The sequence below is a fragment of the Desulfogranum marinum genome, from assembly GCF_963675105.2.
In the GTDB taxonomy this organism is placed as follows: domain Bacteria; phylum Desulfobacterota; class Desulfobulbia; order Desulfobulbales; family Desulfobulbaceae; genus Desulfogranum; species Desulfogranum marinum.
In genome coordinates this window covers 703,413-727,687 of sequence record NZ_CAXXRO010000002.1, presented here as the reverse complement: position 1 = coordinate 727,687, position 24,275 = coordinate 703,413, and the positions used below count along the sequence as shown (strand labels likewise).

At 42.2% G+C, this 24,275-nt stretch carries 19 protein-coding genes; 13 read left to right on the top strand and 6 right to left on the bottom strand.

From position 1 onward, the window contains the following. Positions 1–262: 262 nt before the first annotated feature. A complete protein-coding gene (locus ACHZCY_RS03970) occupies positions 263–643 on the bottom strand; it encodes a hypothetical protein (RefSeq protein WP_319547925.1) in 381 nt (126 codons plus the stop codon). A 370-nt stretch (positions 644–1,013) separates the two neighbouring features. After that, positions 1,014–1,490, bottom strand: coding sequence for a hypothetical protein (locus ACHZCY_RS03965; RefSeq protein WP_394713356.1), 477 nt, complete (start codon positions 1,488–1,490; stop codon positions 1,014–1,016). Between the two features lie 428 nt (positions 1,491–1,918). Between ACHZCY_RS03965 and ACHZCY_RS03960 the strand changes: the two genes are divergently transcribed. Continuing rightward, on the top strand, positions 1,919–3,172 hold the full coding sequence (locus tag ACHZCY_RS03960; protein ID WP_319547923.1) for a hypothetical protein: 1,254 nt from the start codon (positions 1,919–1,921) through the stop codon (positions 3,170–3,172). A 189-nt stretch (positions 3,173–3,361) separates the two neighbouring features. On the opposite strand, the gene ACHZCY_RS03955 is transcribed toward ACHZCY_RS03960, so the two are convergent. Then, entirely contained in the window at positions 3,362–5,263 is a 1,902-nt protein-coding gene (locus ACHZCY_RS03955) for a pyruvate kinase (protein WP_319547922.1), read from the bottom strand. A 452-nt stretch (positions 5,264–5,715) separates the two neighbouring features. Between ACHZCY_RS03955 and ACHZCY_RS03950 the strand changes: the two genes are divergently transcribed. From ACHZCY_RS03950 to ACHZCY_RS03910, 9 genes are all read left to right on the top strand, one after another. Next, the gene (locus ACHZCY_RS03950) at positions 5,716–7,260 is read left to right on the top strand and encodes a glutamate synthase-related protein (RefSeq protein WP_319547921.1); all 1,545 of its coding nucleotides are present in this window, start codon (positions 5,716–5,718) and stop codon (positions 7,258–7,260) included. 1,056 nt (positions 7,261–8,316) lie between these two features. Further along, positions 8,317–9,186 carry a phosphocholine cytidylyltransferase family protein gene (locus ACHZCY_RS03945; protein ID WP_205221959.1) on the top strand — a complete coding sequence of 290 codons (870 nt, stop codon included), beginning with the start codon at positions 8,317–8,319 and terminating at the stop codon, positions 9,184–9,186. A 2-nt stretch (positions 9,187–9,188) separates the two neighbouring features. Further along, the gene (locus ACHZCY_RS03940; RefSeq protein WP_319547920.1) at positions 9,189–10,289 is read left to right on the top strand and encodes a pyridoxal phosphate-dependent aminotransferase; all 1,101 of its coding nucleotides are present in this window, start codon (positions 9,189–9,191) and stop codon (positions 10,287–10,289) included. A 6-nt stretch (positions 10,290–10,295) separates the two neighbouring features. Further along, complete coding sequence (locus ACHZCY_RS03935) at positions 10,296–10,928, top strand: CDP-alcohol phosphatidyltransferase family protein (RefSeq protein ID WP_205221958.1); 633 nt, start codon at positions 10,296–10,298, stop codon at positions 10,926–10,928. A 21-nt stretch (positions 10,929–10,949) separates the two neighbouring features. Then, positions 10,950–12,236, top strand: coding sequence for a hypothetical protein (locus tag ACHZCY_RS03930; protein ID WP_205221957.1), 1,287 nt, complete (start codon positions 10,950–10,952; stop codon positions 12,234–12,236). A gap of 67 nt (positions 12,237–12,303) precedes the next feature. Then, entirely contained in the window at positions 12,304–12,432 is a 129-nt protein-coding gene (locus tag ACHZCY_RS03925) for a hypothetical protein (RefSeq protein WP_269755825.1), read from the top strand. 98 nt (positions 12,433–12,530) lie between these two features. Continuing rightward, positions 12,531–13,376, top strand: coding sequence for a metallophosphoesterase family protein (locus ACHZCY_RS03920; RefSeq protein WP_319547919.1), 846 nt, complete (start codon positions 12,531–12,533; stop codon positions 13,374–13,376). Positions 13,377–13,558: 182 nt separating this feature from the next. Then, positions 13,559–13,864, top strand: a complete 306-nt coding sequence (locus ACHZCY_RS03915; RefSeq protein ID WP_319547918.1) for a hypothetical protein — start codon at positions 13,559–13,561, stop codon at positions 13,862–13,864. 766 nt (positions 13,865–14,630) lie between these two features. Continuing rightward, positions 14,631–15,278 carry a class I SAM-dependent methyltransferase gene (locus ACHZCY_RS03910; protein WP_205221954.1) on the top strand — a complete coding sequence of 216 codons (648 nt, stop codon included), beginning with the start codon at positions 14,631–14,633 and terminating at the stop codon, positions 15,276–15,278. A gap of 604 nt (positions 15,279–15,882) precedes the next feature. On the opposite strand, the gene ACHZCY_RS03905 is transcribed toward ACHZCY_RS03910, so the two are convergent. Both ACHZCY_RS03905 and ACHZCY_RS03900 read right to left on the bottom strand, forming a co-directional pair. After that, positions 15,883–16,347, bottom strand: coding sequence for a hypothetical protein (locus ACHZCY_RS03905; protein WP_319547917.1), 465 nt, complete (start codon positions 16,345–16,347; stop codon positions 15,883–15,885). Positions 16,348–16,487: 140 nt separating this feature from the next. Beyond that, complete coding sequence (locus ACHZCY_RS03900; protein WP_319547916.1) at positions 16,488–17,558, bottom strand: toll/interleukin-1 receptor domain-containing protein; 1,071 nt, start codon at positions 17,556–17,558, stop codon at positions 16,488–16,490. Between the two features lie 2,066 nt (positions 17,559–19,624). Here ACHZCY_RS03900 and ACHZCY_RS03895 point away from each other — a divergent pair. Continuing rightward, the gene (locus ACHZCY_RS03895; protein WP_319547915.1) at positions 19,625–19,825 is read left to right on the top strand and encodes a cold-shock protein; all 201 of its coding nucleotides are present in this window, start codon (positions 19,625–19,627) and stop codon (positions 19,823–19,825) included. A gap of 168 nt (positions 19,826–19,993) precedes the next feature. Here the strand turns inward: ACHZCY_RS03895 and ACHZCY_RS03890 are convergent, their stop codons facing one another. Beyond that, positions 19,994–20,344 carry a PilZ domain-containing protein gene (locus ACHZCY_RS03890; RefSeq protein WP_319547914.1) on the bottom strand — a complete coding sequence of 117 codons (351 nt, stop codon included), beginning with the start codon at positions 20,342–20,344 and terminating at the stop codon, positions 19,994–19,996. Positions 20,345–20,424: 80 nt separating this feature from the next. Between ACHZCY_RS03890 and ACHZCY_RS03885 the strand changes: the two genes are divergently transcribed. After that, complete coding sequence (locus ACHZCY_RS03885; protein ID WP_319547913.1) at positions 20,425–20,808, top strand: hypothetical protein; 384 nt, start codon at positions 20,425–20,427, stop codon at positions 20,806–20,808. A gap of 455 nt (positions 20,809–21,263) precedes the next feature. Then, positions 21,264–24,260, top strand: coding sequence for a chemotaxis protein CheB (locus tag ACHZCY_RS03880; protein WP_394713355.1), 2,997 nt, complete (start codon positions 21,264–21,266; stop codon positions 24,258–24,260). Positions 24,261–24,275: the final 15 nt, after the last annotated feature.

Sequence of the window (24,275 nt, the reverse complement as noted above, 5' to 3'; positions counted from 1 at the left end):
GATATTTCTTCCAGGCCGCACTCCTTGCCGCAAAGATGACAGCGGACGACAAGTTTCAATGATTTTTGCTTTTTTCCTTTATACTCCAGTGGTGGAAACGGCGAGACCAAACCCGGCCAACAGTTCCAATGCTGCATGTTTTTGGGTGTTACGTTATTTGTCAGTAACAAGTTTTCCCTGCGGGAGCGTATTTTTCTCATTTTGTCAATCACCTGCATGCTCTAGTAAAAATAGGCGTGCTATCTAACGGAATGCTGATCTGTCACCAATGATTATGTTGACCAGCGGGCTGAAACAAGATCCCCCACATATCTGCGGGTACCATAAAAGATTTTTCAATTAGGACGTTGTGGCTACCTAAGAGTTGCCTCATATTCTCAAACTGGTCCTGCATATCGACAAAAAGTGTTTCGAGGTCAACCCCCTTTTGCTCGGCCATTTTTTGTAAAGTATATGGGATGTTTTCCACCGCTGACACAGGGTCGAAATCTCTGTTTCGTAAGTCTTGATAGACAATAGTGCCGAAACGCATCAATTCCTGTTTTTCCATATCCGTCAGCTGATGGATATATTGTCCAATCAGCCAGCCGAGTTGACTGAGTTGCAACCGTTCTTTAAGAATTTGCTCAGTTTGGAATTCCATAGCTTGGACCTCCCTTAGTTTGTTCAGATTAATACTTTGCTTTTTTTCTATACCTGGGAAGCGTTGCAGTCCGTTATTGATAGATTGAATAACCATAAGATACCTTTCTTCTGTAGGGTTTTAGCCGGAATTTTTCATGAACATCGTGCTGATGTAGACGATGTTCACCAAAGGTAAGGCCACAACCGGCAACATATTTTGAGTATTGTGGCAATGAATAGAGGTAGCCCTCCAAGTCTTCGCTTACCCGGCCAAAAAAATGGTTTCATGCATAATCAGAAAAAATGAAACAGCACAATCTGTCATGACCCAGGAAGAAGGGAAGAATGGAAGGAAACCTGTGTCATGACAGTTCGTGCATGTTCATGAGCTACTGTTGTTTGTTTACGCTTAGTCCATGTGCGTCTTCACTTGCTACCTGTGTCAAAGCTTGTGATGCCGAAGATGTGGCTAACAAGTGCTCCGAGATTATTTTGTTAACCTTCTGCATCATCATTATCTGCTGGACCACTATATCTTCCATTGCTTTAGCAACAGGCGGAAATGTCTGGCGGATTACTGTCTCATCAGTGTCGAATTTAAGGTTGCGGTTGAAGGCTTCCTGTACTCGTGCAAGGTGTTCCTTTGATACCTTGAGTTGTTGTTTGAAATCATTTCGGATGTTTTCAATTTGAGTGATCTCCTCTGCACTCAATGTATTTTCGAATCGTGTAGCCGCAGGTTCGTCTTGGGTAGAGAGGCTGGGAAGTATGCTGGTTGCCATGCACTGTGCACTGATACAAAGCATGCATACTATGCCGATACCGTTTACTATTCCGACGGATCTTATTTTTTTGAGTTTCAACATGATAATCCCATTCATCGTTACGGTTGTTTCCTTGCTTTTTGTCTTATAGGCAAAACATCGGAACAACCAGTCACCTGATAATACCAATCACTTTTGCAATGCAGCTGTTTGTGTATTCTGTCAGCTTGCAAGCGATGATTGCCATTCCTTTTCTTTATTCTTTAAGAGAAGATATCCGGTAAATACGGAAATAATATGGATCAAATAAGGAAAATAATGGGGCAGAGTTGCCTACACCCGGATGGCGAAGGTCTTTGATCAACGAGGATGATTCTTTTTCTTGAACTAGTTGTGAAAAATCTGTAGTTTCGCTGGGCAACTTATTCATCCAACATTCAGGCAAAGCAAAAGATTGGTCTTGGTTTCTTTAGCATCCCATGCAATGTACTATCGTTGCGTTTTGCTTGTGAGCCTATCAGGACATTTTTATGCATACAAATATTGGCTGGATTGTACTTGGGACACTCATTTTTTACCTCCTGAGTGTTCCAGCTTCTTTTCTTCTTCCATTACCAACGCTGTTCGCCTGGATGGTGCCTATCCTTGCGTGGCGTACTTTAGCTCAAAATGCCCGTCGTCAAGCATTGTTGCTTGTTGTTATTGGACTTGTTGCGCTTTTCTTTTCGGCTTGTAATGGAATCGTTCTTAACTGGAAGGATATTTTTGCAATCAACCTTCCTTTGCTGGCAATGTTTGTTGCTGTTTCCTTTCTTACCTTGACCAATCCCGCGACCGAGGATCCTTTTTTACCGAAGGGCAAAGCAGCCGTCCTGTCTACCGCTGTTGGTACACACCTGCTTGGTGCAGTGATTAATTTATCTGTACTTTTTGTGTTTGGAGATCGACTGAAAAGAAACGGAGCGCTGAGAAAAGAACAGTTGGTTGTTTTAGGGCGAACTTTTACAGCGGCAGCCTGGTGGTCTCCTTTTTTTGTAGCAACCGGTGTAGCCCTCACATACGCCCCGGAAATGCATTGGAAAGAGACATTGGTGCCGGGCGCTATAATGAGCATTATCGGTGTGAGTTACACCATTGTCGAAGTATGTTTTTTCAGGAAAAAAACGTTTTTTGGCTACCCCTTAAAAAAAGAGAGTCTTGCCGTACCTCTCTTTCTTGCGGCCATTGTAATTCTCGTTCATTATCAATGGCACCAGCTCAGCGTTCTGCTGCTGATTTGTATTCTTGCTCCCTTGGGTACCTTCGTTTTTATGAAAGGCAGGCCGAGGGGCGCAACAATACGTGATTTTGTCGCCAACAAAATATCATCTGTCAGCAGTCCTTTTGCCTTATTTCTTGCAGCTGGAGTGTTTTCTTCCGGCATTAAGTCCATCACCTACGTATATCCGGGACTCTTTAGTTTCGATAATATGGAACTGAGTCCAATGGTCTTTGCATTACTTGCCGGCATTATGATCATTGTCGGGATTATCGGTGTTCATCCGGTTGTAAGTATAGCCGTTGTCAGCCCATTATTGATTCCCCTTAATCCGGATCATTCTCAACTTGGCTTTCTTTTTCTCACCAGCTGGGCTATTTCTACTTGTAGCAGCCCATTGTCAGGGGTTGGGCTGGTCTTGGTCAGCCGGTTTAACGCTCAGCCAAAGCAGATAATTAAAGACAATTTTCTTTATGCCGTGGTGATGTGGGCAATTGCCACACAAATAAACATTATCTTTTTTTGATCGGCCCTCTGCCTGAAGGAAATTTTGCAGGTCAAAAGAATTCAGGATGGCTTGCTTTGCGCTTACGATCTACTTCTGCCAAACGAACCCGGTCTCATGAAGATTGCTCAGTGTGTATCTCTTGAATAAGCAACTGCTGTAAAAGAAAGAAGATGAACACGTAACGACTGGTTCAGGTAGTTGGTAGAATTAATGAGCCTCGTTAGTGAAAAATTTTTCAGCCAGGTGCAATTTTCGAAGTAGCGATCGTTTTTTGGTCTGATGATCCTGCATTCGACTGAGGATTTCTGAAAGGGCACGGGTTGCCTCAATAATGTGCTCCCCTTTGTTGAGCATGATGCATTCAGATCGCTCGCCCATTGCCGCGTCGGTTACCTCCGCCCGGGTCGGCATGCCCTGTTTGGCCAGCCCTTCCAGCACCTGGGTTGCCCAAATAACCGGGACATGAGCGGCTTCACACGTCCATAAAATTTGTTCCTGAACCTCCGCAAGTCTACCGAAACCGCATTCGATAGCCAGATCGCCGCGGGCAATCATTACCCCGCACAGTGGCGTTTCCATTGCCTTTAACAGCATAGCGGGAAGATTATCGAATCCTCTTGGCGTTTCGATTTTCAGCACTATGCCGGGCACATTGCTGCCAATATTCTTGATAGCTGTAAGCAGAGATTCCACATCTTGTACCGTATTGGCAAAGGATAACCCGACCATATCGGCATGGTGTACGGCAAATGCTAGATCATTCAGATCTGCCTTGGAAAGAGCAGGCAGGTGCAGATGGCTCTCTGGGAGATTGATTCCTTTTTCACTACGCAGAGATTTTCCACCAGGACGAGTCTGGGTGATACGTACCAGGAGGTGTTCTGCTTCTTTTTGCTCTATGATACCACCTATGTTTCCATCATCGAACCAAATAGGTTCTCCCACCTGGACATCGTCAAGTACTTCCGGGATTGAGCAGCCAATGGCGGAAGGGTGATAATTGCCGTTTTCATCATAGTAAGCCGAGCGCCCCGGCTCCGTACTCTTGCGAAGCAGCAGTAAATCATTGGGCTGAAGGCGAAGAGTTCCGGCTTTTCTGGGAAGCTCGCCTATGCGAGCTATTTTTTTCTTTTCTTTTGTTTCACTTTTACCGCGTAGAAACAGTTTAGTCCCCGGCGTAAAATAGATGGTTTTGCTGGCTGTGACCATGCAGCCCTTGTCAGCGGCTACTATGACGTTCATTTTTCGTTTAGCTCCCCTTGAATCTACAAGAGAGATGACGTCACCTGCGCGGCAATGCTGCAGGCCACCGCCCTGTACCGGCAAACAAAGACCTGTTTCTGCTGAGGTTGTTGCACAAGTAGTTCCCTGTTGGTGGAGCCAAATGTGAGCAGGGCGAACCACCTGGCCGAGATCGTTGCGTACCGGACGCACTTTCTGCACGGCATTTCCTGGAGTGAGCTTCCCTGTACGAAGTTTAGGGCCGCATAAATCCATGAGAATTCGGCATTTACCAAGCCCTTTCATTTCCGCACGCCTGATGTTGGTTACCATACGTTCCCATATTACCGGTCCATCATGGGCACAGTTAATGCGGGCACAGTTCATCCCATTGGCCATGAGATTTTCGACCAGCGCAAAGTCATCCGCAGTTTGGCTCGGCATAGTTACCATGATGCGTACTCTGCGGTCTGTAGCTGTTGTGCCCAGCAAGGCCTCTGCATTTTCTTCCAACAGTCGGCGACCTTCGTTGTGGCACAATAGAGGCTTTTCATTTGTCTTCCATTCCTTACCCGACAAAGTATGGAGGTGGGTCAACAGGGCATCAACAGTGGCCTGCACCTTCCGTTCCGCTCGACCCATGGAGGAGAGGCCAAGCGCAGAGAGCTGCACCTGGAGTGGCCTCACATCGTGAAGACGCAATGCAAGATAGTGCAAAAGATTGCGAGCGCTTTTTCGGCAACGGGGATGCACTTTGTGTAAATCAGTGTAGCTTGATTCTTTCTGCAACATATCTTTGCGGATAACCAGTAATTCCTTTATCAGCGTCTGGAGGTCAGGAGTCGGACAGGGGAGCCGTTTGCGATAGGCTGGGAGCAGTTTTGTCATGGTTGTTATGGATACATGCAGAGGGGAAATATAAGCCGCATCACCAAACTTACATCCAGTTAGGTGTGGTGATATGGTGATTGTTTAGTTAATCGTAAAAAATAATCATTTCTTCTCTGCAAATCTTGCGAAAGTGGAAATTTCAATGCTTTTGCAGCTCAGGGCACAAGCATCTCGGCTGACAGCATTATTAATATTTCACATTGTTGGCGATCGACTGGATGGATAAGTTGGGTGAGAAAGGGCGTGCCACACATGAGCTCTTCAGTTAAAATAGCAAACATTATGTCTAGATATTTGGTATAAATGAACTTTTTTAGAACTCGCAGGAGTGCAAAATGATAACACAAACCGCTACATGAGAGCCGATTGGTTCGACTTTTTGTAATAAAATTTGCTCATCATGAGCTGTCGGTTAATCCATTTAAAAAATTAGATACAAGGTGCCCCTCATGTCCTATTCACCGTCTTTGAGTTCCGGATATACTTTTGCTAAGAATCGAAGTTTGTTTATATCCCCTCAATCAGGTATGTGTTCTTTTTGCACCGAAGATTGTGCCGGTACATGCGAAATAGCCCAGGCAGCGGTATTGGGTGCGCAAACTGTTTACCCTATGACCACCGGGAACAACCAGATCGCCTCGGAAAAAGATTATCCACTGGATTTTTCCCATTTCAATATCAACGGACGAGTCTTTGGCGCCCTGGGAGCAGCAGAAAACTGTGAACAGGCAACTATCTTCAACGTAAACCTCGAGCGGACATACGGAACATTTCATCCGGTGAAAATGACCATGCCGGTTATGCTCCCAGCCTTGATCAAGCTCAACTGGCAGGATTATTTTGCAGGTGCTGCCATGGCAGGGGTTACCTGTGTCATTGGGGAAGACGCAAGAAATAACGAACCGAATTTACAGATCAAAAATGGACAGGTGACTGATTTCCCGTTACTGGGCGAAGCCCTTGATTGTTTTCGTCAATATGACCGAGGATATGGTCAGATCGTGTTGCAGTGTAATATGGATGACGACCGGGTTGGGGTGCCCAAGATTGCTCTTCAAAAATATGGGGCAGAAGCAATTGAAATAAAGTTCGGGCAAGCAGCCAAGGGGACCCAGCCTGTTAAGCGGGTAAAGGATATAGATACAGCCATCAAGAGACAAGAGCTAGGCGATCTTGTGCACCCAGACCCACAGGATCCTGCTATTCGAAAAGCCTACAATGAAGGAACTTGTCCGAATTTTCACACCTATGGCCGGCTTCCATTGTGGTCCGAAGAATCTATTGTTACACATATCGAAAAATTAAGAGCATGGGGCGCTAAAAATATCTATTTTAAAATGGCAGGGTATGACAGGGCTGATATAGAGCGAGTGCTACGTCTCGGCTGCCTGGCAGAGGTAGATATGATAACTTTTGACGGAGCTGGAGGTGGTTCAGGATACAGCCCTTCAAAGATGATGAATGAATGGTCTTTGCCAACGGTATGCCTCGAAGATGTGGTGGTTCGTCTTTGCACCCAGCTTAAAGCAGAGGGGGCAATTTTACCTGCTATTGTCATGACCGGTGGATTTGCAAGTGAAGATCAGGTCTTCAAGGGACTTGCCTATGGGAATGGCTTCGTACAAGGAATTGGATTATGCCGTGCATCAATGGCTGCTGCCATGACCAGCAAAAAAATCGGAGAGCAGATCAAAAGCGGTAATGTACCTGCCGGCTTTAAGCCATACGGGACAACCATTGAAGAAATATTTAGCGACCTTCCTGATTTGCGAGCTCTCTATGGAACGAAGGCAAATGGATTTTCGACAGGAGCAATAGGCGTTTTTTCTTATCTTAATAAAATCGCGTTTGGCTTAAAGCATTTTGCAGCGTTGAATCGTAAGTTTGATTTGGGTCTCGTTAACACAAGCGATCTCATTCCTCTCACCGCAGAGGCTAGAGCACTTATGAAAAATGAATGGTTCGTGCCGGCCATAGGAGCAACCGCAGATTAGAAGGGATACTGAAAACATACTAATTCAGTATATAACGTGTGATATCGGCAACATACTTTTAATAGTCGTACTAATAGTATGTTGTTTTGTTACTAATAACTGAGTGAAAGGAGTTTCGGCGGCTTTCCTCTGAAAAAAATCCTCGCAAACATGGGACACGAAACCCTAGCAGCGCTCAAAAAAGGTTAATGTACTAATCATACCAGTAGCATAGGACACATTGTTACTTTTCACGCGATAGTTTAACGGATCTCAAAAAAGATTGCTAGAATCAAAGATACAGATCCATATTAAGTAAAATCGGCACTGACTTGGTTAACTGATTGTGTTGTGGTATCTGACATAGTGCCTGACCATTTCACATCCAGTTTGTCGAGGATTCTCGGTAAAAAGATACAGTAAGAATGTCCTAACTATAAGGATTTCTAATGTGGTTAACATTGCCACTACGAGCCTCTGCCCCTACGATAACGTTCGTCATCGTAGCTCCACAGTAGGTACATCAAATTAAGATAAAAATGAAAGGCAAGACCTTGCATTCGGCAATCTTCGGGTCATACTCACAGAATCACGAACAGCCCTCAGTAAAAAGGTTAAGGATAAAGCAAACACCAATTTTTCATTGTATTATCAGGTAATCTAAAACTGGTGGCCTTTACCTTTTCTTCCCGTCTTCCTCAATTAGACCAGTACTAGATGGAAATGGAATACGAACTATCTACTTGTAGATAATTGTTTGTCATTGCCAGGTTACCCTCCTACTCTATCTTCTCAAATCTACAAAAAAACGGAAAAACATTGACATGCGAAAGTCGTTGGAGTAGATTGGACATTCTATCTAGTGAAATAGACGTTCAGTCTTCTGATAATTCAACGTCTTTTTTCCAACTCACTTCCTGTAGTAATTCTACTATCAGATTTATGCCCTTCAGCTATTCCCACTGAGCCAATCGGCACAAAAGAAAAGATATATATCATTTTTTGCCAACCTGATTCGCACAACTCCGTGTTGAATCCTTGTAAGGTACAGTTCGGCAATAATTATCGAGGATTACTATGCAAGAAAGAACTCTTCATGCTGGTGTTGGAGGGGGACGGGTACGTACGGCTTTGCTGCTTGCAGCAGGAACCGGTAGTCGTCTCTCTCCGCTAACAGACCTGACCCCTAAATGCCTCGTCCATGTTAATGAATTTACGATCCTTGAAAGACTAGTGCGTTCCCTGCAGGGGTATGATTTCAAGCGATTGGTCGTTGTTGTCGGTCATCAGGAAGATTCGGTTCGTGAATATCTTGGAACACGGGCTGGTGGGATGGAAATATCGTATATAACCAGCCCTCTCTACAAAACTACAAATAATATCTACTCGTTATGGTTAGCCAGGCAAATCATAGATGAGCCATTCATGCTTATTGAAAGCGATCTGGTATTCGACAGCCAAATGCTGGAAGGTATGCTGACACCTGATCGCGTAGCAGTAGCAAAAATACGCCCTTGGATGAACGGTACAACAGTGACCGTAAACAGAGCCAATAAGGTTGACGCATTCCATTGCGGCATCAACAAAACAGAAGCAACTCATTTCAAGACCGTAAACATATACAGTCTCTCCAGGGCCACCTGGGTAGCAGTTTGTGAAAAACTGGATTGCTACATCTCTAACGATTTAGTGGATGGTTATTATGAAACAGTCTTTGCCGATATGGTGAGCGAAGGGTACCTTTCCCTCTCACCGGTATTCTTTGACTCCAGCCTCTGGTATGAAATTGATACTCTGGACGATCTGAGAGCGGCTGAAACCGTTTGTGAACTTTTCGATCCGCAACTACCCACTAATAATTTCATCAGTATTTCCAGTCTGGCAATCCAATCCGCTGGCCTTATGAGTACTGTGCCATCGACCTCTTCGTTAAAGGTTGTTCATTAAGAATGATGCCCAACAAAACACCTACCGCTCAAGAACGCTACAAAGATGTTTCCTGTCAACATGGTGGATATTGGCGTGATGACTTTATTGATCACAACTATCTCTATAACCTTTATTTTCCGCCTGAAGATTTTTTCAACCATTGTACAGAAAAGCTCCATGAGCTGGTCCTCAATTACCCCGTCGCCCAAAATGAGCTTGCGCACCTGACAGGTCAGTTGATTCAACAGCCACCTGAGCAAATCGTGGTAGGGAATGGAGCAGCAGAACTGATTAAGATTATTGCCGGGATGAATCGACAAATGATTGTTCCGGTCCCGTCGTTTAACGAATATGTTAATGCTGCCCCAGAAGGAAAGGTCATCGAATTCCCATTACAAGCGCCGTCCTTTCAGCTTGATGTTGATTCGTTTGCAGAGGAGGCTATTCGAAGGGGTGCACGTATAGCTGTAGTTGTTTCGCCGAATAATCCGACATCACTGTTGGTGCCTAAGGCAGAGCTGATTCGGCTACTGAAAATCCTGGATGAGCATAATTGCATACTCATAGTCGATGAATCTTTCATCGATTTTGCGGAAAATGGTGAGAGTAAAAGCCTTGAAAACGATGTTGGGGACTTCCAGAACCTAGCGATTATAAAAAGTATGAGCAAGGCCTATGGCATCTGCGGAATACGAATAGGCTATCTTCTCACCGCCAATAAACATTTTCGGGCACTGGTCCAACAAGGGCTCCATATTTGGAATATAAATGGGTTTGCTGAAGAGTTCCTGCGACTGGCGCCGAAGTACAAACAACAATTCAAAAAGAGTTGCGAGAAGGTACAGGAAGATCGAGACGAATTTTATACACTCCTTTCGCTCATTCCGGGAATGGTGGTCTATAAGCCGACTGCAAATTATATTTTTTGCCGGCTGCCGGATAGTGGACCATCAGCTCCAGAGGCAACTGAAAGGTTATTTGTCGAGCACAATATATACATAAAACACTGTCAGGGTAAAACATTGCCTGAATCAGATCGTTATGTCCGAATAGCCAGTCGGACCAAGAAGGAAAACCTTGAACTTACACTGGCCTTACGGACTGTTCTTGAACGTGTTTAGGTGAGTATGAAAACATCGCAAAAAACTATACTGTCCTACGCTGGAGATCTTCCAAATATCTGCTCACTGATTGGCCTCTGTTGTACCCTGCTTGCTATATATTTTTCTATACTTGGTCTATTCCATGCAGCAATGATCGGTATGATCTGGGCTGTTTTTTTTGACTGGAGTGATGGTATTATCGCCAGGAAAATGAAAGGCCGGACTGAAGAACAGGGGTTATTTGGGGCACAACTTGACTCACTTATTGATATTGTCAGTTTTGGTGTCTGCCCGGCAGTTTTCCTGCTCAGTTATGGTCATTTCAGTGCCTGGTACCTGCCCGGTGCTTTTCTCATACTTGCAACCGGGGTCATTCGTCTGAGTTATTTTAATGTCTTTGGGTTGGTTGATAAATCGACCTACTTAGGCCTTGCCTTGGACAATAACGTTCTCCTGCTGGCCGTCGTCTTTCTATTTAGTCCGGTGATGAGTCAGGGGGCATTTTCGATTGTACTCTATATCGTGCTCATTTTTTTGGCGGTGTTGAATGTTGCACCGATCAGAACGCCCAAATTTACAGGCAAGTGGTACTTCGCCCTCAGCGGCTATACAGTACTGATGTCGATACTCTTTTCCTGGCAGTGGTGTACCCTTTAACGGTGTGACCAAAGAAATTTTATGAATGCAGAGATGAGAATACCTAAGCCTCGACTGAGGGAATGCATATCGGACAGTGACAATGAACTGGTCGTATTTGGGACGGATAATTTCTCACAGTTTCCGCGTCGTGATGGTTCCATCCGATCAAGCTGTGATCGAGCCCTTCCTTCGGCCTCCAAGTCAGACCTGGTTGTTCTCCGTGGAGATCGGCACCGTGAATATTATAGCTGGCTTCGTTCTTTAGGACTAGGGCCTGACAACGTTGTTACCTACAATCAACTGTCTTCTGAATTCTCTCTAGCACAATGCATTATCAAGAATCCTGAACCGATAATCCAGTGCATAGAAAAGACAGGCAGGAACCCGATATATGTTCCCTGGTTTTCGGGAAAGATGGAAGCGGAAGCCGCGCAAATTATAGGTGCTGATCTTTTTGGCGCAACCGAGGCAGCCACTTTAAAATACAACGAAAAAGCCGAATTCAAAAAAATCTGTAAAGAGCTGGGAATACCAGTTGTCGCGGGAACCACTTTTGAGATCGATCCAGAAAATAGCGACAATGGTTGCGACTTGAGCCGTGTCATCCTCAAACTACTATCAGAACATGAAGAGGTTATAGTACGAGGTACGCTGGGAGAATCGGGCATGTCGTTATACAGAACGGCCGGAGATGATATCCTGAATCTGTATAACAAGATAGCTGCCAGCGGTGAAATGAAAGTAATCATCGAACCATTTTTGGATGTTGTATCAACTCCTAATGATCAATGGGCTATCGGTACCAACAGGACCATTCATCATCTGGGGCTGGCCGATCAGATATGTGAAAACGGTATGGTCCATATCGGTACCCAGAGCTGTCAACCACCAGCAAAATGGGTTTCTGATTATATAATGGATGCATCCCTTACAGTTGTCGAACAGATGTCTGCATCTGGTTATACAGGCGTACTTGGCATCGATTATATTGTGACGGATGAGGGCATCTTTCCTGTTGAAAATAACGCCCGTTTCAACGGTTCAACATTTGTTCGCCTCATCATTGACCAACTTGAAAAAATCCACTTCTCCATTGCATGCTGGAAATTTATCAAGATTACAATCAACCCCTGTTCCTTTACTGAACTCACCGAAATGCTTGGTCCACTACTCTTTGATGGCAATAAGCGGAACTCGGTTTTTCCATACAACTGCGATACGATAGAATCAAATGGTTGCTTTGCTATCATTCTACTAAGCGAAGATTACAATCACCTTGTGCACCTTGAAGATTCCCTTCGTAAAATTGGTATCAAAAGAGCCTGACGAGGAATCCAAGCGTAGCGTTGTACCCACAGCACCAGAAACATCCACACTTATCCGGAGCAAAACAATGGCAAAAGAACGTAAAAGCAACAGAGAGGAAAAGAAAAAAGCAGCCCTGAGCCCAAAAGAAAAAAAGGCAGCCAAGAAGGCTAAAAAAGAAGCAAATGTGAGTATTCTTAAAAACGCGAATACTTAAAAAACCATCCAATCTATAACTCTTTTTAATGGCTCGTCGCCTGTAGCAGTTCTCTTAGTGCCGGTTGACAATTCAATACAAAAGGCAACGTGACAAACATGAACATTCTCCATATTTCGGATCTTCATTTCGGGCCTCGTCATTGGCTTGGTGACGATGATGTCCTGTTGAAAAAAATCAACTCCTACGATGCCGATATCGTAATAAACACCGGTGACAACACGACAGACGGGCTTGAAGATGAATATGCAAAAGCGGGCAAGTTTCTTGATGCCATCAAATGTGAACACGTCATTTCTACCCTTGGCAATCATGACAAAAGAAATATGCGTTCACATGAACTTTTTCGTAAATATATCTCTGATAGAAAAATTATTCGAATATTTGAATCTGGTACAACCCGTAAAAAGCACCTCTTTCTCAAGCAGAACATCACCAGAGTGGATGATCACTTCACTGATGTAAATTTCGTTCAGCTAATTAAGATAAAAGGAATGGCGGTACTGTTGATCAGTATAGATTCCAATGAACTATATTGTGATGACGGATTTGTAGAACAAGAGGTGCTGAACGCAGTATCAGAAAGGATTAACCAAACCAGCCATGACTTGGCACTCCTGCTGACACACTATTCGATATTGGGTACGGATGAATGCCCTTTGAAAAATTCAGCCGTTTTGATTGATTTTGTTCACCACCATAAAATCGAGTTCGTCTTCTGCGGGCATACACATGATCTTGAATTAATGCACACCACTGATTTGTATCAGGGCCACTCTTTTAACCATTTCATGTGCGGTACTCTTTCATCAAGCAATATTGAAAACAATGATAATATGTTCCTCTACTATAAAAATCTTGGAATGGACGATATGAAACTCGTTTTAATCAGGATTCATCTCAAGCATGGTCACATGCATTTCACAGAGGAAACAGTTTTTTAATTTCATCACCAATAAAAGGGAATAGGCTGATCTTCACAATGTCTATCCAAAACAATCACACAAAGCATACTCTGAGACAGCTGCGAAAAAACTCTGGTTCAGAGAAGAAAATATTCATTTGAAACGACCTTCGCACCAAATGTGGACCTTTCTCAAGCAGACAAAAGTAAAACCACACCATAATGGCATCATCAAATTTCGAAAAAGAAAAACAGACCTTACTCGATTACGTCAATGACAATTTCGAGTTACTACGCAACGCCGAATCATCCTTATCAACACTTATACAATCATTCCTGGCAACCTCCCCGGAATTGTCGGGGGCCACGGTCACGTCACGCCTAAAAGGCCGAAAAGAAGACATTAAAAAGTTTTCTGGAAAATACCAGTCGGAACTTGAGAAAGGGAAAAAAGCATATGAGATAAAAGATTATATCACCGACCTGATAGGTGTTCGGATCATCTGCCTGTATGAAAAAAACATTTAAGAAGTCGGAGATATTCTTCGGGACAATCTCTATTTAATTGATTCTACCGATAAATCTCAGCTCATTGAGCAGACAGAAAACATTTTTGATTACAAAGGGCTGCATCTTGATATGAAGCTTGATGAGGCACGGGAAGCAATGCCTGAATACAGCAGATATAAAGACATCGTTTTCGAGGTTCAGGTTCAAACCTTATACAGAATGCGTGGTCCGTTCTTGATCATAAAATAAAATATAAAAAAATCGATTCCTCACGGGCTGCAAAGGCGAATTAAGAGCCTGGCAGCGCTTTTTGAAACAGCGGATCGTGAATTTTACAGTATTCAGGAAGAAACAGAGAAGCTCGAACAGATAATAAAGGAAAAATCAAAGAGTACGGATGCCAAAAGTGAAGTGCTGAATGCATTCCATTTCGCTAAAATTTCTGAGACCTATTGCCCTGGAACCCGTTTGGCCTCACACAAGATTGATACGCTGGTCGATGAAATCGTGAAAATGAAGTAGATCACCAACGGCTCTTTTAAAAAAATGGTCCGAGATAATATTGAAACAATAAAGGGATACCAAAAGCTCCTTGATGGGAAACATACTCTGACCCTCTATACAATTATCGGGCATATCAAGTATTTCTGTGACAAGTCGTCATTTGCACATATTTTATATGACAACCAAAGGAACATTTTTGAGAATTGGCTCAAGAAAAAAATCCGTCCAGTTGATCAGGGTTCATTGTTTTCACACCCCATCATCAACTAAAAGGTATTGTATGCCCCCGTTGCGAATTCGTTATCAAACTATTGAGATTGAGGATGTTGATATTCATGTCAGAACGTTATGGGATAATCAACAATATTCGGACCCGGATGGGATTGCATCAAGGCTGGGGATATCTTCTGCAACCTGGCCACTGTTTGGGATAGTTTGGGCGTCTTCAGAAGTGCTTGCACATCTAATGTTTGATTATAAAATTGAGGGGCTTCGGATATTGGAAGTAGGTTGCGGTATTGGTCTTGCCAGTCTTGTTCTTAATCATCGTTTGGCTGATATTACATCTACTGACTATCACCCGGAAGCAGAAGCATTTCTTCACGAAAACACAAGACTCAACAACGGCCCGGATATTCCATTCATACGTACTGCTTGGGGGGATACAAATACCAGCCTTGGGACATTTGATCTTATTATAGGAAGTGACCTCTTGTATGAAAAAGGCCATTCCGCAGAGTTGTCACATTTTATTGATCAGCACTCTAAAATAAACTGCGATGTGATAATTGTTGATCCGGGAAGGGGACAATCTGCCGGTTTTAGTAAAAAAATGACTAATTTCGGTTATTCCATCAGTAAAACGCAGATCTGTCGTGACATTTTGAAGAAAGAGGCAAGTGGGAAAATTATGCATTATCACCGGTAGGTCTTTATTCATTCAATCTTGGCTGTTTCATGGAGAAATGGAAAAAGCCCACAGGTGAAGCTTGTCTCGTTTATTGTGGTATTTCCTGAAATCACTAACAGTGTAAAATTAAAATTTACTCTTGTTTACAAGGTCAGACGCTTAGAAGTACCAGTCTGCGTATAAAAATGTCCTTCACGTGATTGTCAGCTGAGCTAATAAATAAAAAAGAAAATACATTCTGCCGCAATTTTATCCAATAAACCTGGTCCACTTCTGCAAATCAGCGAGCCATCGCAGGTTACGACGTAACTATATATTTGCGCTGGCAAGGCATAGATTGAACACAATATCTACGAGTTAACCTTTTTCCTGAACAGGTGAGTTCAGCAACTGATCCTTGGACTTAACATTGCCAAGTCCAAGATACCAACTTCCTACCTTTCCCCCTGGTTAACACTAATTCCTGTACATCAACGGTCCAAAGTAATCCCTGAACATCGCTGAGTTTGTCTTGAAATATCTTGGACCGGCAATAACTTTGATAGTCATGATCTATAGGAGATATGTGGACTTGGTGAACGTGTAAGGTAACCGGCGCGTCGGAGTAGTAATCTATTATGCCCTATTTTTTCTTAAGGATTTCCTCGTAGCCCGGATCTTTATCCTTTTGATGGGAGGCTTTAAATTTAATTGAATTAATCAGTAAGCCAAAACCACAAAATCGAAAATCTGCCAGAAATATTTGTTTGAGTACATGTCTGCAATATTTCTCTTTGTCTGTAATAGTGGTTTGGGCACCATTAGTATTCAGCGAATCAGTTACCCATAGGCTGTATTGATTCGCCAGTATCTTGCCTTTTAAGTATTCGATTTCAAATCGAAATAAGCTGTTAAACATTTCTTTCGACAATTTATTGCACTGTTCAAGTGCTATTTGTTCCCACTGTTCTCTGTCTATGGAACTTTCCGTAATTTGTTTTTGAGATTTTATGGCGAGAGAATCGTAAAAATTCCACAGGCGCCCCTTTCGATACCATAGAAATGTTACCGTCGCTAAAAAAGTTGATGAGGTAAAAATATCTGACATTTATTATTCCATCCTTTTGTGTCAGGTATGACGTTTCATTCGCCGGCTCCTTACGGAGCGACTTGCAAGGCAAGTGGTTTGACCCCGTTTTTTATATTTTATTGTTTGGAAGGCATAAACTGTTTACTCAATTTTTCCACTCATAACTTTCTTTTCGGGGGGATTTCCCTGGCATATGATGTTTGTAGAGCTTTGATAACCAAATCAAACTGGTCCTCAAATTTTTGGTTGCTGGTCTCCCAACCTGTGAAGTCCGCAGCCAGCCTGGTCAAAATTTGTTGTTTTTTTGGCGTTACACATTCTTCCTGAAACAAATAGCCATCGAGATTAAGGGGAATCAATGAAAGAATCTTTTTCCCTCGATCTTTCATCAATTCCTGCTCTTTAGCAAAAGCGCTGGAAATTTCATTATCTACCCACCAACTTTTTAGTGAATTCTGGGAGCAACACAACAAAACCTTATCCCAATGCTTGATGCCTCTATCAACCTGTTCCATTAAATCATCGCCCGGAAGCATCTGGTGTTCATCTAGCCAACACCGTATTCCTTTCATTTGAAGTTGGTCATGTAGCCTTCTTGCAAAATATTTATCTTCATGACTATAGCTGATAAAACATGAGTAAAATTCGATTGGATTCATTGTAAGCGATTTTACATGTTGAATAAATAATTCAGGGACACCGGCTCCTCTCAGAAATACTTCCGGAATTCTGCCTCGAGAGCGATAAAGTGTATCAATACCGATAGATGATGGCCCATGGTGAATAATTTCTTCTAAGCCGTGTATTACACCAAGATTAACATCAGATAATATCGCTTGGCAAAAACGAGCCTTGCGCAATTTAACTTCCTCGAGCTTTGCTCCGGTAAAATTTGTCCACTTGATATTGGTCTCACTCAGATCGGCATATCTGATATCAGCCTCGCTAAGATCTGCCAACATGAGATCCGCTCCTCTGAGATCCGCTCCTCTGAGATCGGCCTTAACGAGATTTGCGTTGCAAAGATTAGTTCCTTTGAGATTTGCATTAGAGAGAATAGCTCCATTAAGATCGGCACCATACAGATACGCTCTACTAATATCCGCCTTGGAAAGATTATGACGAAACAGATATGCTTTGTCTCTTGCCGTTCTCTGTTCTTTCACCCATTCATTAAATTCCTTGACGTTACCCTTAAGTAACTTTTCCAAATGCTCAGAATCTGCCATGAGGAGTCCCTAGGTGAAATAGAAAAAAAGTGACAGATAAATCTTTCAATAAGTTATTATCCAAAAAAGAAAAAAGGGTCAAATTTTTGCTTGGCTCATCTTTTTTGTGCAATGTCCAGCGGAAATCGATTTTTCTAAAGGCAACATCTTTCCACTATATCTTGACTTTTGTCAGCTCGCCAAACTCTCTATATTGCTTGTGAAATGACACAGAGCTATTGGCACCCCTCGGCTGTCTCAAATAGACAGAACCAAAAAACCATAAAAAAAGCGGAACCACATCGTGTCACATGATTTGTTATGTTAAATCAAACAGATGAGACTGTACCACCACCTCCCTTCAATTTCAAATTTATATTCGAAGAATACCGTGGCATATTCTTTGGCCATAGCACTAAAATTAGAGCCATTTTCGTGCTTTCAGGGTGGCTTTCTGGTGACGATGCGGCTCTGTGCTGACTATGGTTATCATTCTGTTGAGTTAAAATAGTAGTAATAATATCATAGTACTATCATCAGTAGCCAACCACACCAGTACCCAGACCTCTCTCTAAACTCTGTTCTATTGTTCTCTACCTGAAACGCTTCGAGTAGGGGTACAAGTAGACGATGTCTTTTACCGGATTGAATCTGGTGGCAGAACATATCCCCTTTATAGAAGGAGGAAGGAATTCTGCTTGATAGGGTTGGTGTGGGGTGATTAATGGTACTGGGTGAAGGGTGGTAACGGCTAGAGTGTGGTTATAGAATAATAGTACTATTATTATCAGCAGCCTTAACCATCAGCAGAGATGATTCACTCGACTAAATTGCTCTGCCACCCGGAAGAGCTTGAGGTAAGGTTAAGGTGACAGCGTTGTTCTCAAACTTAACAGCACAGGAATAGTGTCAACATCGAGTAATTACCACTTTTATTGTGATTTGACCTAGCAACCTACGGTCTCGACAATCTGGAAGAATCTTTTTTTAACATATTCAGAAACTGTCCCAAGCCACAGCGATCTTTTCCTTCAGAAAATTGCCAAGACATATTTTACAGGTTGGTTAGTTCCTTTTTAAAAGACGTGATATCACGTTTGCCTCCTATTTTTTGCTTTCTTCTTAAAGAAAAAAACTGGTGCCTGGTTGAAATGCACCACCATCCTTGGTTCAAATGCACCACTTCTTTCCTTAAACCTATAATGATTTAAAACCGTAAATTCCAATTATATCCATATGGCGGTTAGTTAAAGGGTATCTTGGCATGTGGCATAAAATATGCAAAACCTTTCTTGCGTGCAGTATTGGATAGCTAGATACAAATGATAACTATATGATTTAAAGGGATATGTGCTGTGTTAGCAACTAGCGAAATACACTCTTCAGGCGAGCTGGTTCCGTCAACTTTAGGTTTTACCAACAATCACCTTTTTGAAAGGAGAAAATGCAAAAGGATTAATAAATTGTTCGGAGTGGCGGTAATGAACTTGACAAATTCTGCCAAATTACTCGATTTAAGCGTTGGAGGCTTTTCATGTACTTGTGATGCCAGCGTTTCTTTGGCAGATTCAATTGTAAAGATAGATATCGTACTTCTTGACCAAGATTTTTATCTTCCTAATTTACTATGTAAAAAAGTGGACTCCAAGCGTGTTCCTGGGATATTTACGGACGGGAACAAAACCATAAGACATTATAGGTTCAAATTTATCGATATTGACTCAGAGGTGCATTCGATCTTATCTGACTTTATTAAAAACTAGTTTTCGAAAAGGAGCGGCCAGCAGGAGAGAGCCTAGAATTTTTCGTGCGGCTTGATTCTTCAAAAAAATTGAGGCTTGTTTTGCCGAGTTTCGGAATAAGGTCATCTGCTCATGCATGGTGTTGGGCATAACTTATTAATATTACGAGCTCAAGGGCCTTTGCTTTTAAGCAGAGCTTCTTCCTGTGATTTTGGCATAAGCAAGTCTACACAACGATACGTTGTTTTTCTGAACACTCAGGCTTCAAGTCCGAAGCATTAAATGATGCTTTGAACTATAATTAAATGGTTCCTCATGGGACCTAGCACAAAGGGGTATTACAAGATGGCTAAAGGTACCGTAAAGTGGTTTAATGATTCAAAAGGTTTTGGCTTTATTGAGCAGGACGGTGGCAAGGATGTCTTTGTTCATCATTCCGCAATTCAATCAGATGGTTTCAGGTCCCTCGAGGAAGGCGCAAGTGTAACCTTCGATATTGTCGACGGTTCAAAAGGACCAGCCGCAGAGAACGTTGTTAAGCTGTAAAAAATCTTTTATAGCGACTTTACAAAGACCCAGCATATATCGGGGTCTTTGTCGTTAAACATGAAGCATTCATAAGGACAGATATGGCCCGAAGCGTTTATTATGAGACAGGATTGTTTGATATTATTTCTTCTCGTTGAACAGTTTCGTTTTGAATAGGAAAAAAACTTACTGACAATATTTATTCATAAACACTCTTAATGCTCTTTTCTCAAAATCAGAAAGGTACAAAAAATTCAAACCATACCTCGCACGGTCGTCGCAGAAGACAACCTGTGATACAAGAGAACGGAAAATCACATCATGATTTCCAAAAACTATATCAATACGGACACTTTTGCACGTCACATCTTCCTTTACGCCTTCTGCGTAAAACCCTAAACCTCCCTCGCTTAGATCCCTTACGGTAGGGACACCCTTTATTATATCTCCCTTAAAGTCTATGAGTATATCTTCACCTTCCTTTATTAGGTACCGGTCATGGTACCGTCGATCCACAGGCTGTAGATAATTATCCATGGCAAGTCCTCATGTACTCAGGTGTTGAACTAATTTTGCTCTGGCTTAATATTGCAATTACATAACAATAGTATATGGTCTTGGGTATTGAGAAAACAAGGGAACAAAGTGGTAATTTATCACATGAGCCAAAAAATGACCTCAGTAGAAAGATTAATCCGATGTCGCAGCTGGAAATTCAAACCTTCGATATGGTAAGGTTAATAGACGGTGAAAATGCGGCGGTTAACCTTTTTTTCAAGATTCAGGCAGGCAGGCTGGTCTTCAACTCTATATCTTCACCAAAATATAGCTCCTTTTCTCGGGTCATTCGTCGGTTCACCGTCATGCTTCTAACACAAAGGGAGTGGAGAGGCGCTCTGACTGGCAATATTGCAGTATTAACGAGGAAAAAAAAGAGGAGGAAGGTGCCCCCATATCAGTTGAAAACGAGCAGAAAGATAGAGGCTGCAGGAGCAGTTTAATGTTTTGCAAAAATTGTTGGTAAGGTTAAATCATACCGCAAATGGCCTTTCTACTGCCGTTTTCGGCACTAAAATCCGGTTGAATTTACCTTCATAAGGGGGTATTCCCGAAATGGACAGGAAACACCTTTCGTTGGAGTAAGTGACAAGATTTATTATCTTCGTCCCGGCAATGTTAAATTCAATGACCAGTTTCTGTAATTACCTGATCAAGTCAAATTATGGGTGCAACTTTCAACTGAGGCCTACAACTGGATATATTTTCCAGGTGAAATTCCTTTTGTGTCAGTATCGATAGCGGCAATTCTCTTGCAAGCGTATTAATTCCATTCATTGTGAGATATATTTACCTTAAGATGGTTTTAAAAATGACATAAAATGGACTAGCATTTTCTTTGAAGATTCAGCTCCTATGGATTGATTGATGTCGCTTTTTTTTTGGGGGAAAATTTCAAATGACAATCAGAAATAAAAAGAAGGTAATCAAAAGAAGCTCTCCCGATCAAATAAACAAGCAATCTGCGACAAGCGATTTTTCTCTTTTCAATAAAAAAACAACTTTTCCCATTGTTGGTATAGGGGCATCAGCAGGAGGATTAGAAGCCTTTGAGTTGTTTTTTGAGGCCATGCCTCCAGATTCAGGTATGGCATTCATTTTGGTTTCTCATCTCGATCCAAGCCATACCAGCATCTTGCCTGAACTCATTCAAAAAAAAACCAGCATGAATGTCTTGCATGTTGCCGACCACATGCAAGTGCAACCTGATCATGTATACGTTATCCCGCCCGGTAAAGAAATGGCCATTTTGAACGGTTATCTTAAGTTAATGGAGGTGTCGGGATCACGTGGGACAGCCCTGCCCATTGATAGTTTTTTTCGTTCTCTTGCTCAGGATCAGAGAAGCAATGCGGTTTGCATAATTTTTTCCGGTACCGGTACAGACGGAACTCTAGGTCTAAGAGCTATTAAGGGTGAAGCTGGAATGGCCATGGTCCAGGATGAAAAATCTGCAAAATATGATGGTATGCCACGAAATGCTATTGCCACGGGCCTGGTCGATTATATCCTGCCGCCAGCAAAAATGCCTGAACAGTTGATAAGTTTTTCCTCCTATATGATGAAGGGCTCTGGAGATAAAATACACGATGAAGATGATAAAATTCAAAACGCCCTTCAAAAAATATTCATTCTGTTGCGAAGCAGCACCAATCATGATTTTTCACAGTACAAAAAAAATACTATCTTTCGACGAATCGAAAGACGGATGCATGTGCACCAAATCGTAGATATTACAAGCTACGTCCGTTATCTCCAGGAGAGTGAAAGAGAGCGACACATCCTTTTTAAAGATCTTTTGATCGGTGTTACCAGTTTTTTTCGAGATGGAACTGCCTTTGAGTTGCTCAAGGAAAAGTATCTGCCAGTTCTTTTTGAAGGCAAGCCCGATGAATATCAAGTGAGAATCTGGGTGCCGGGATGTAGTAGTGGCGAAGAGGTCTACTCAATTGCCATGATTGCCCGGGAGTGTATGGAGATGATGGACCATCATTATAACATACAAATTTTTGGGACTGATATTGATGAAGAGGCAATAAATATCGCACGTGCAGGCATCTATCCAGATTCTATTGTCGCAGATGTCAGCCCTGAACGTCTCAAGTCTTTTTTCATCAAAGATGAACATACTTACCAAATTAAAAAAGTGATTCGTGAGATGGTGGTATTTGCTACGCAAAATATTATCAAAGATCCACCGTTTACCAGATTGGACATGCTTTGCTGCAGAAATCTTTTAATATATTTTACTCAGGATCTGCAGAAACTACTTTTCCCCATCTTTCACTACAGTCTAAAAAAAGATGGCATTCTTTTTCTTGGGTCTTCAGAAACAACCGGTTATGCCAGTAATTTATTCACCTGCCTCGATAAAAAATGGAAATTCTTTACGCCGATCGCCTCTGCAAATTCACCCCAGGCTGTACCGCATTTTCCTCTTCATACTCCACTGCATCAAGCTATGAGCCATAAGCAAACAACACATCCAAAAGTGTTTGACGAGTTTAAAACCCAAAAATTGTTAAAGTCCATTATTGCCCAAAGTGATTTGCCAGCATGTGTAGTTATCGATGACCAGGCAAATATTATTTATATCCACGGACGTACTGGTCATTTTTTGGAACCGGCGGAAGGGGAAATAAGTACAAATCTTCTTGCTATGGCACGGCATGGCATTAAAACGGGGTTAACAAATGCAATACACAAAGTTTTAGTAAGTCATCAGGAGACCGTTATAAAAGGACTTCATGTTAAAACTTATGACGGACTTTTCGATGTAAACCTCATTGTTCGGCCATTACCTGATTTTGAAACAGGATCCAGTGGAATAATGATGGTAATTTTTGAGCCGGTCTCTTCTGATTTGAAGCCGCAAGCAAAGCACGCAGTCACAAGAGAACATGAGAAAGGCGATGAATACGAAAAGCTCGAGCATGAATTGCAATATACAAAAGAAAATTTACAGTCGACTATTGAAGAGCTTGAAAATTCAAACGAAGAGTTGATGTCAGCTAACGAGGAACTACAATCTACCAACGAAGAACTACAGAGTACTAATGAGGAGCTAGAAACATCCAAGGAGGAGCTGCAATCTCTAAATGAAGAGTCGACCACTGTTAACTCTGAATTGCAAAGTCGGATTGATGAATTGATCAAGGCTAATGATGACATAAAAAACCTTCTTGATGCAACCGAAATTGCTACTATTTTCCTAGATATCAACTTTGAATTGAGTCGGTTCACGTCCACTGTAAAGAACCTTTTCCCCCTGAAATATACCGATATAGGACGACCGATAAAACACTTTTCTTCTACCCTTGTCGACGTCGATTTGCAAAGTCTTGCGGCTAAAGTTCTTGAAGATTTAAACATGATAGAACTTGAAGTGAATGACAACAAACAAAAGACATATCGTATGCGACTCAGGCCCTATCGAACTATAAACAATGTGATTGACGGTGTAGTTATAACGTTTGAAGATATAACACAAATTAAACTGATTGAAGCTCAACTTGAGGCGTCATCTTTTTCTTTTGAAAAGAAATTAACAATGATGTCCAAGGTCTTCATGGACAGCGCAGACCCGATTATCATCGAAGATCTAGGTGGGACAATCATTGACGCCAATAGTGAGGCTATTAACTCCTATGGGTGGAGTCGTGAGGAGATTATCGGTAAACACGCTCTGGACCTCAGTCCCAAAGAAAATTATGATCAAATGAAAAATGCCTTGGATCAGTGTTTAAAAGGGACCTCAGTGCGTAACCTTGAGAGTAGCTATCTCCATAAATCAGGTAAATTTATACCTGTATTGTTAACGTTTTCCCTCCTGTCTGGAAAAAATGGAAAACCACAAGCTATTGCAACCATAGCAAAAAACTATCCGGCTTCTTGAAAGCAGGAGCATCCC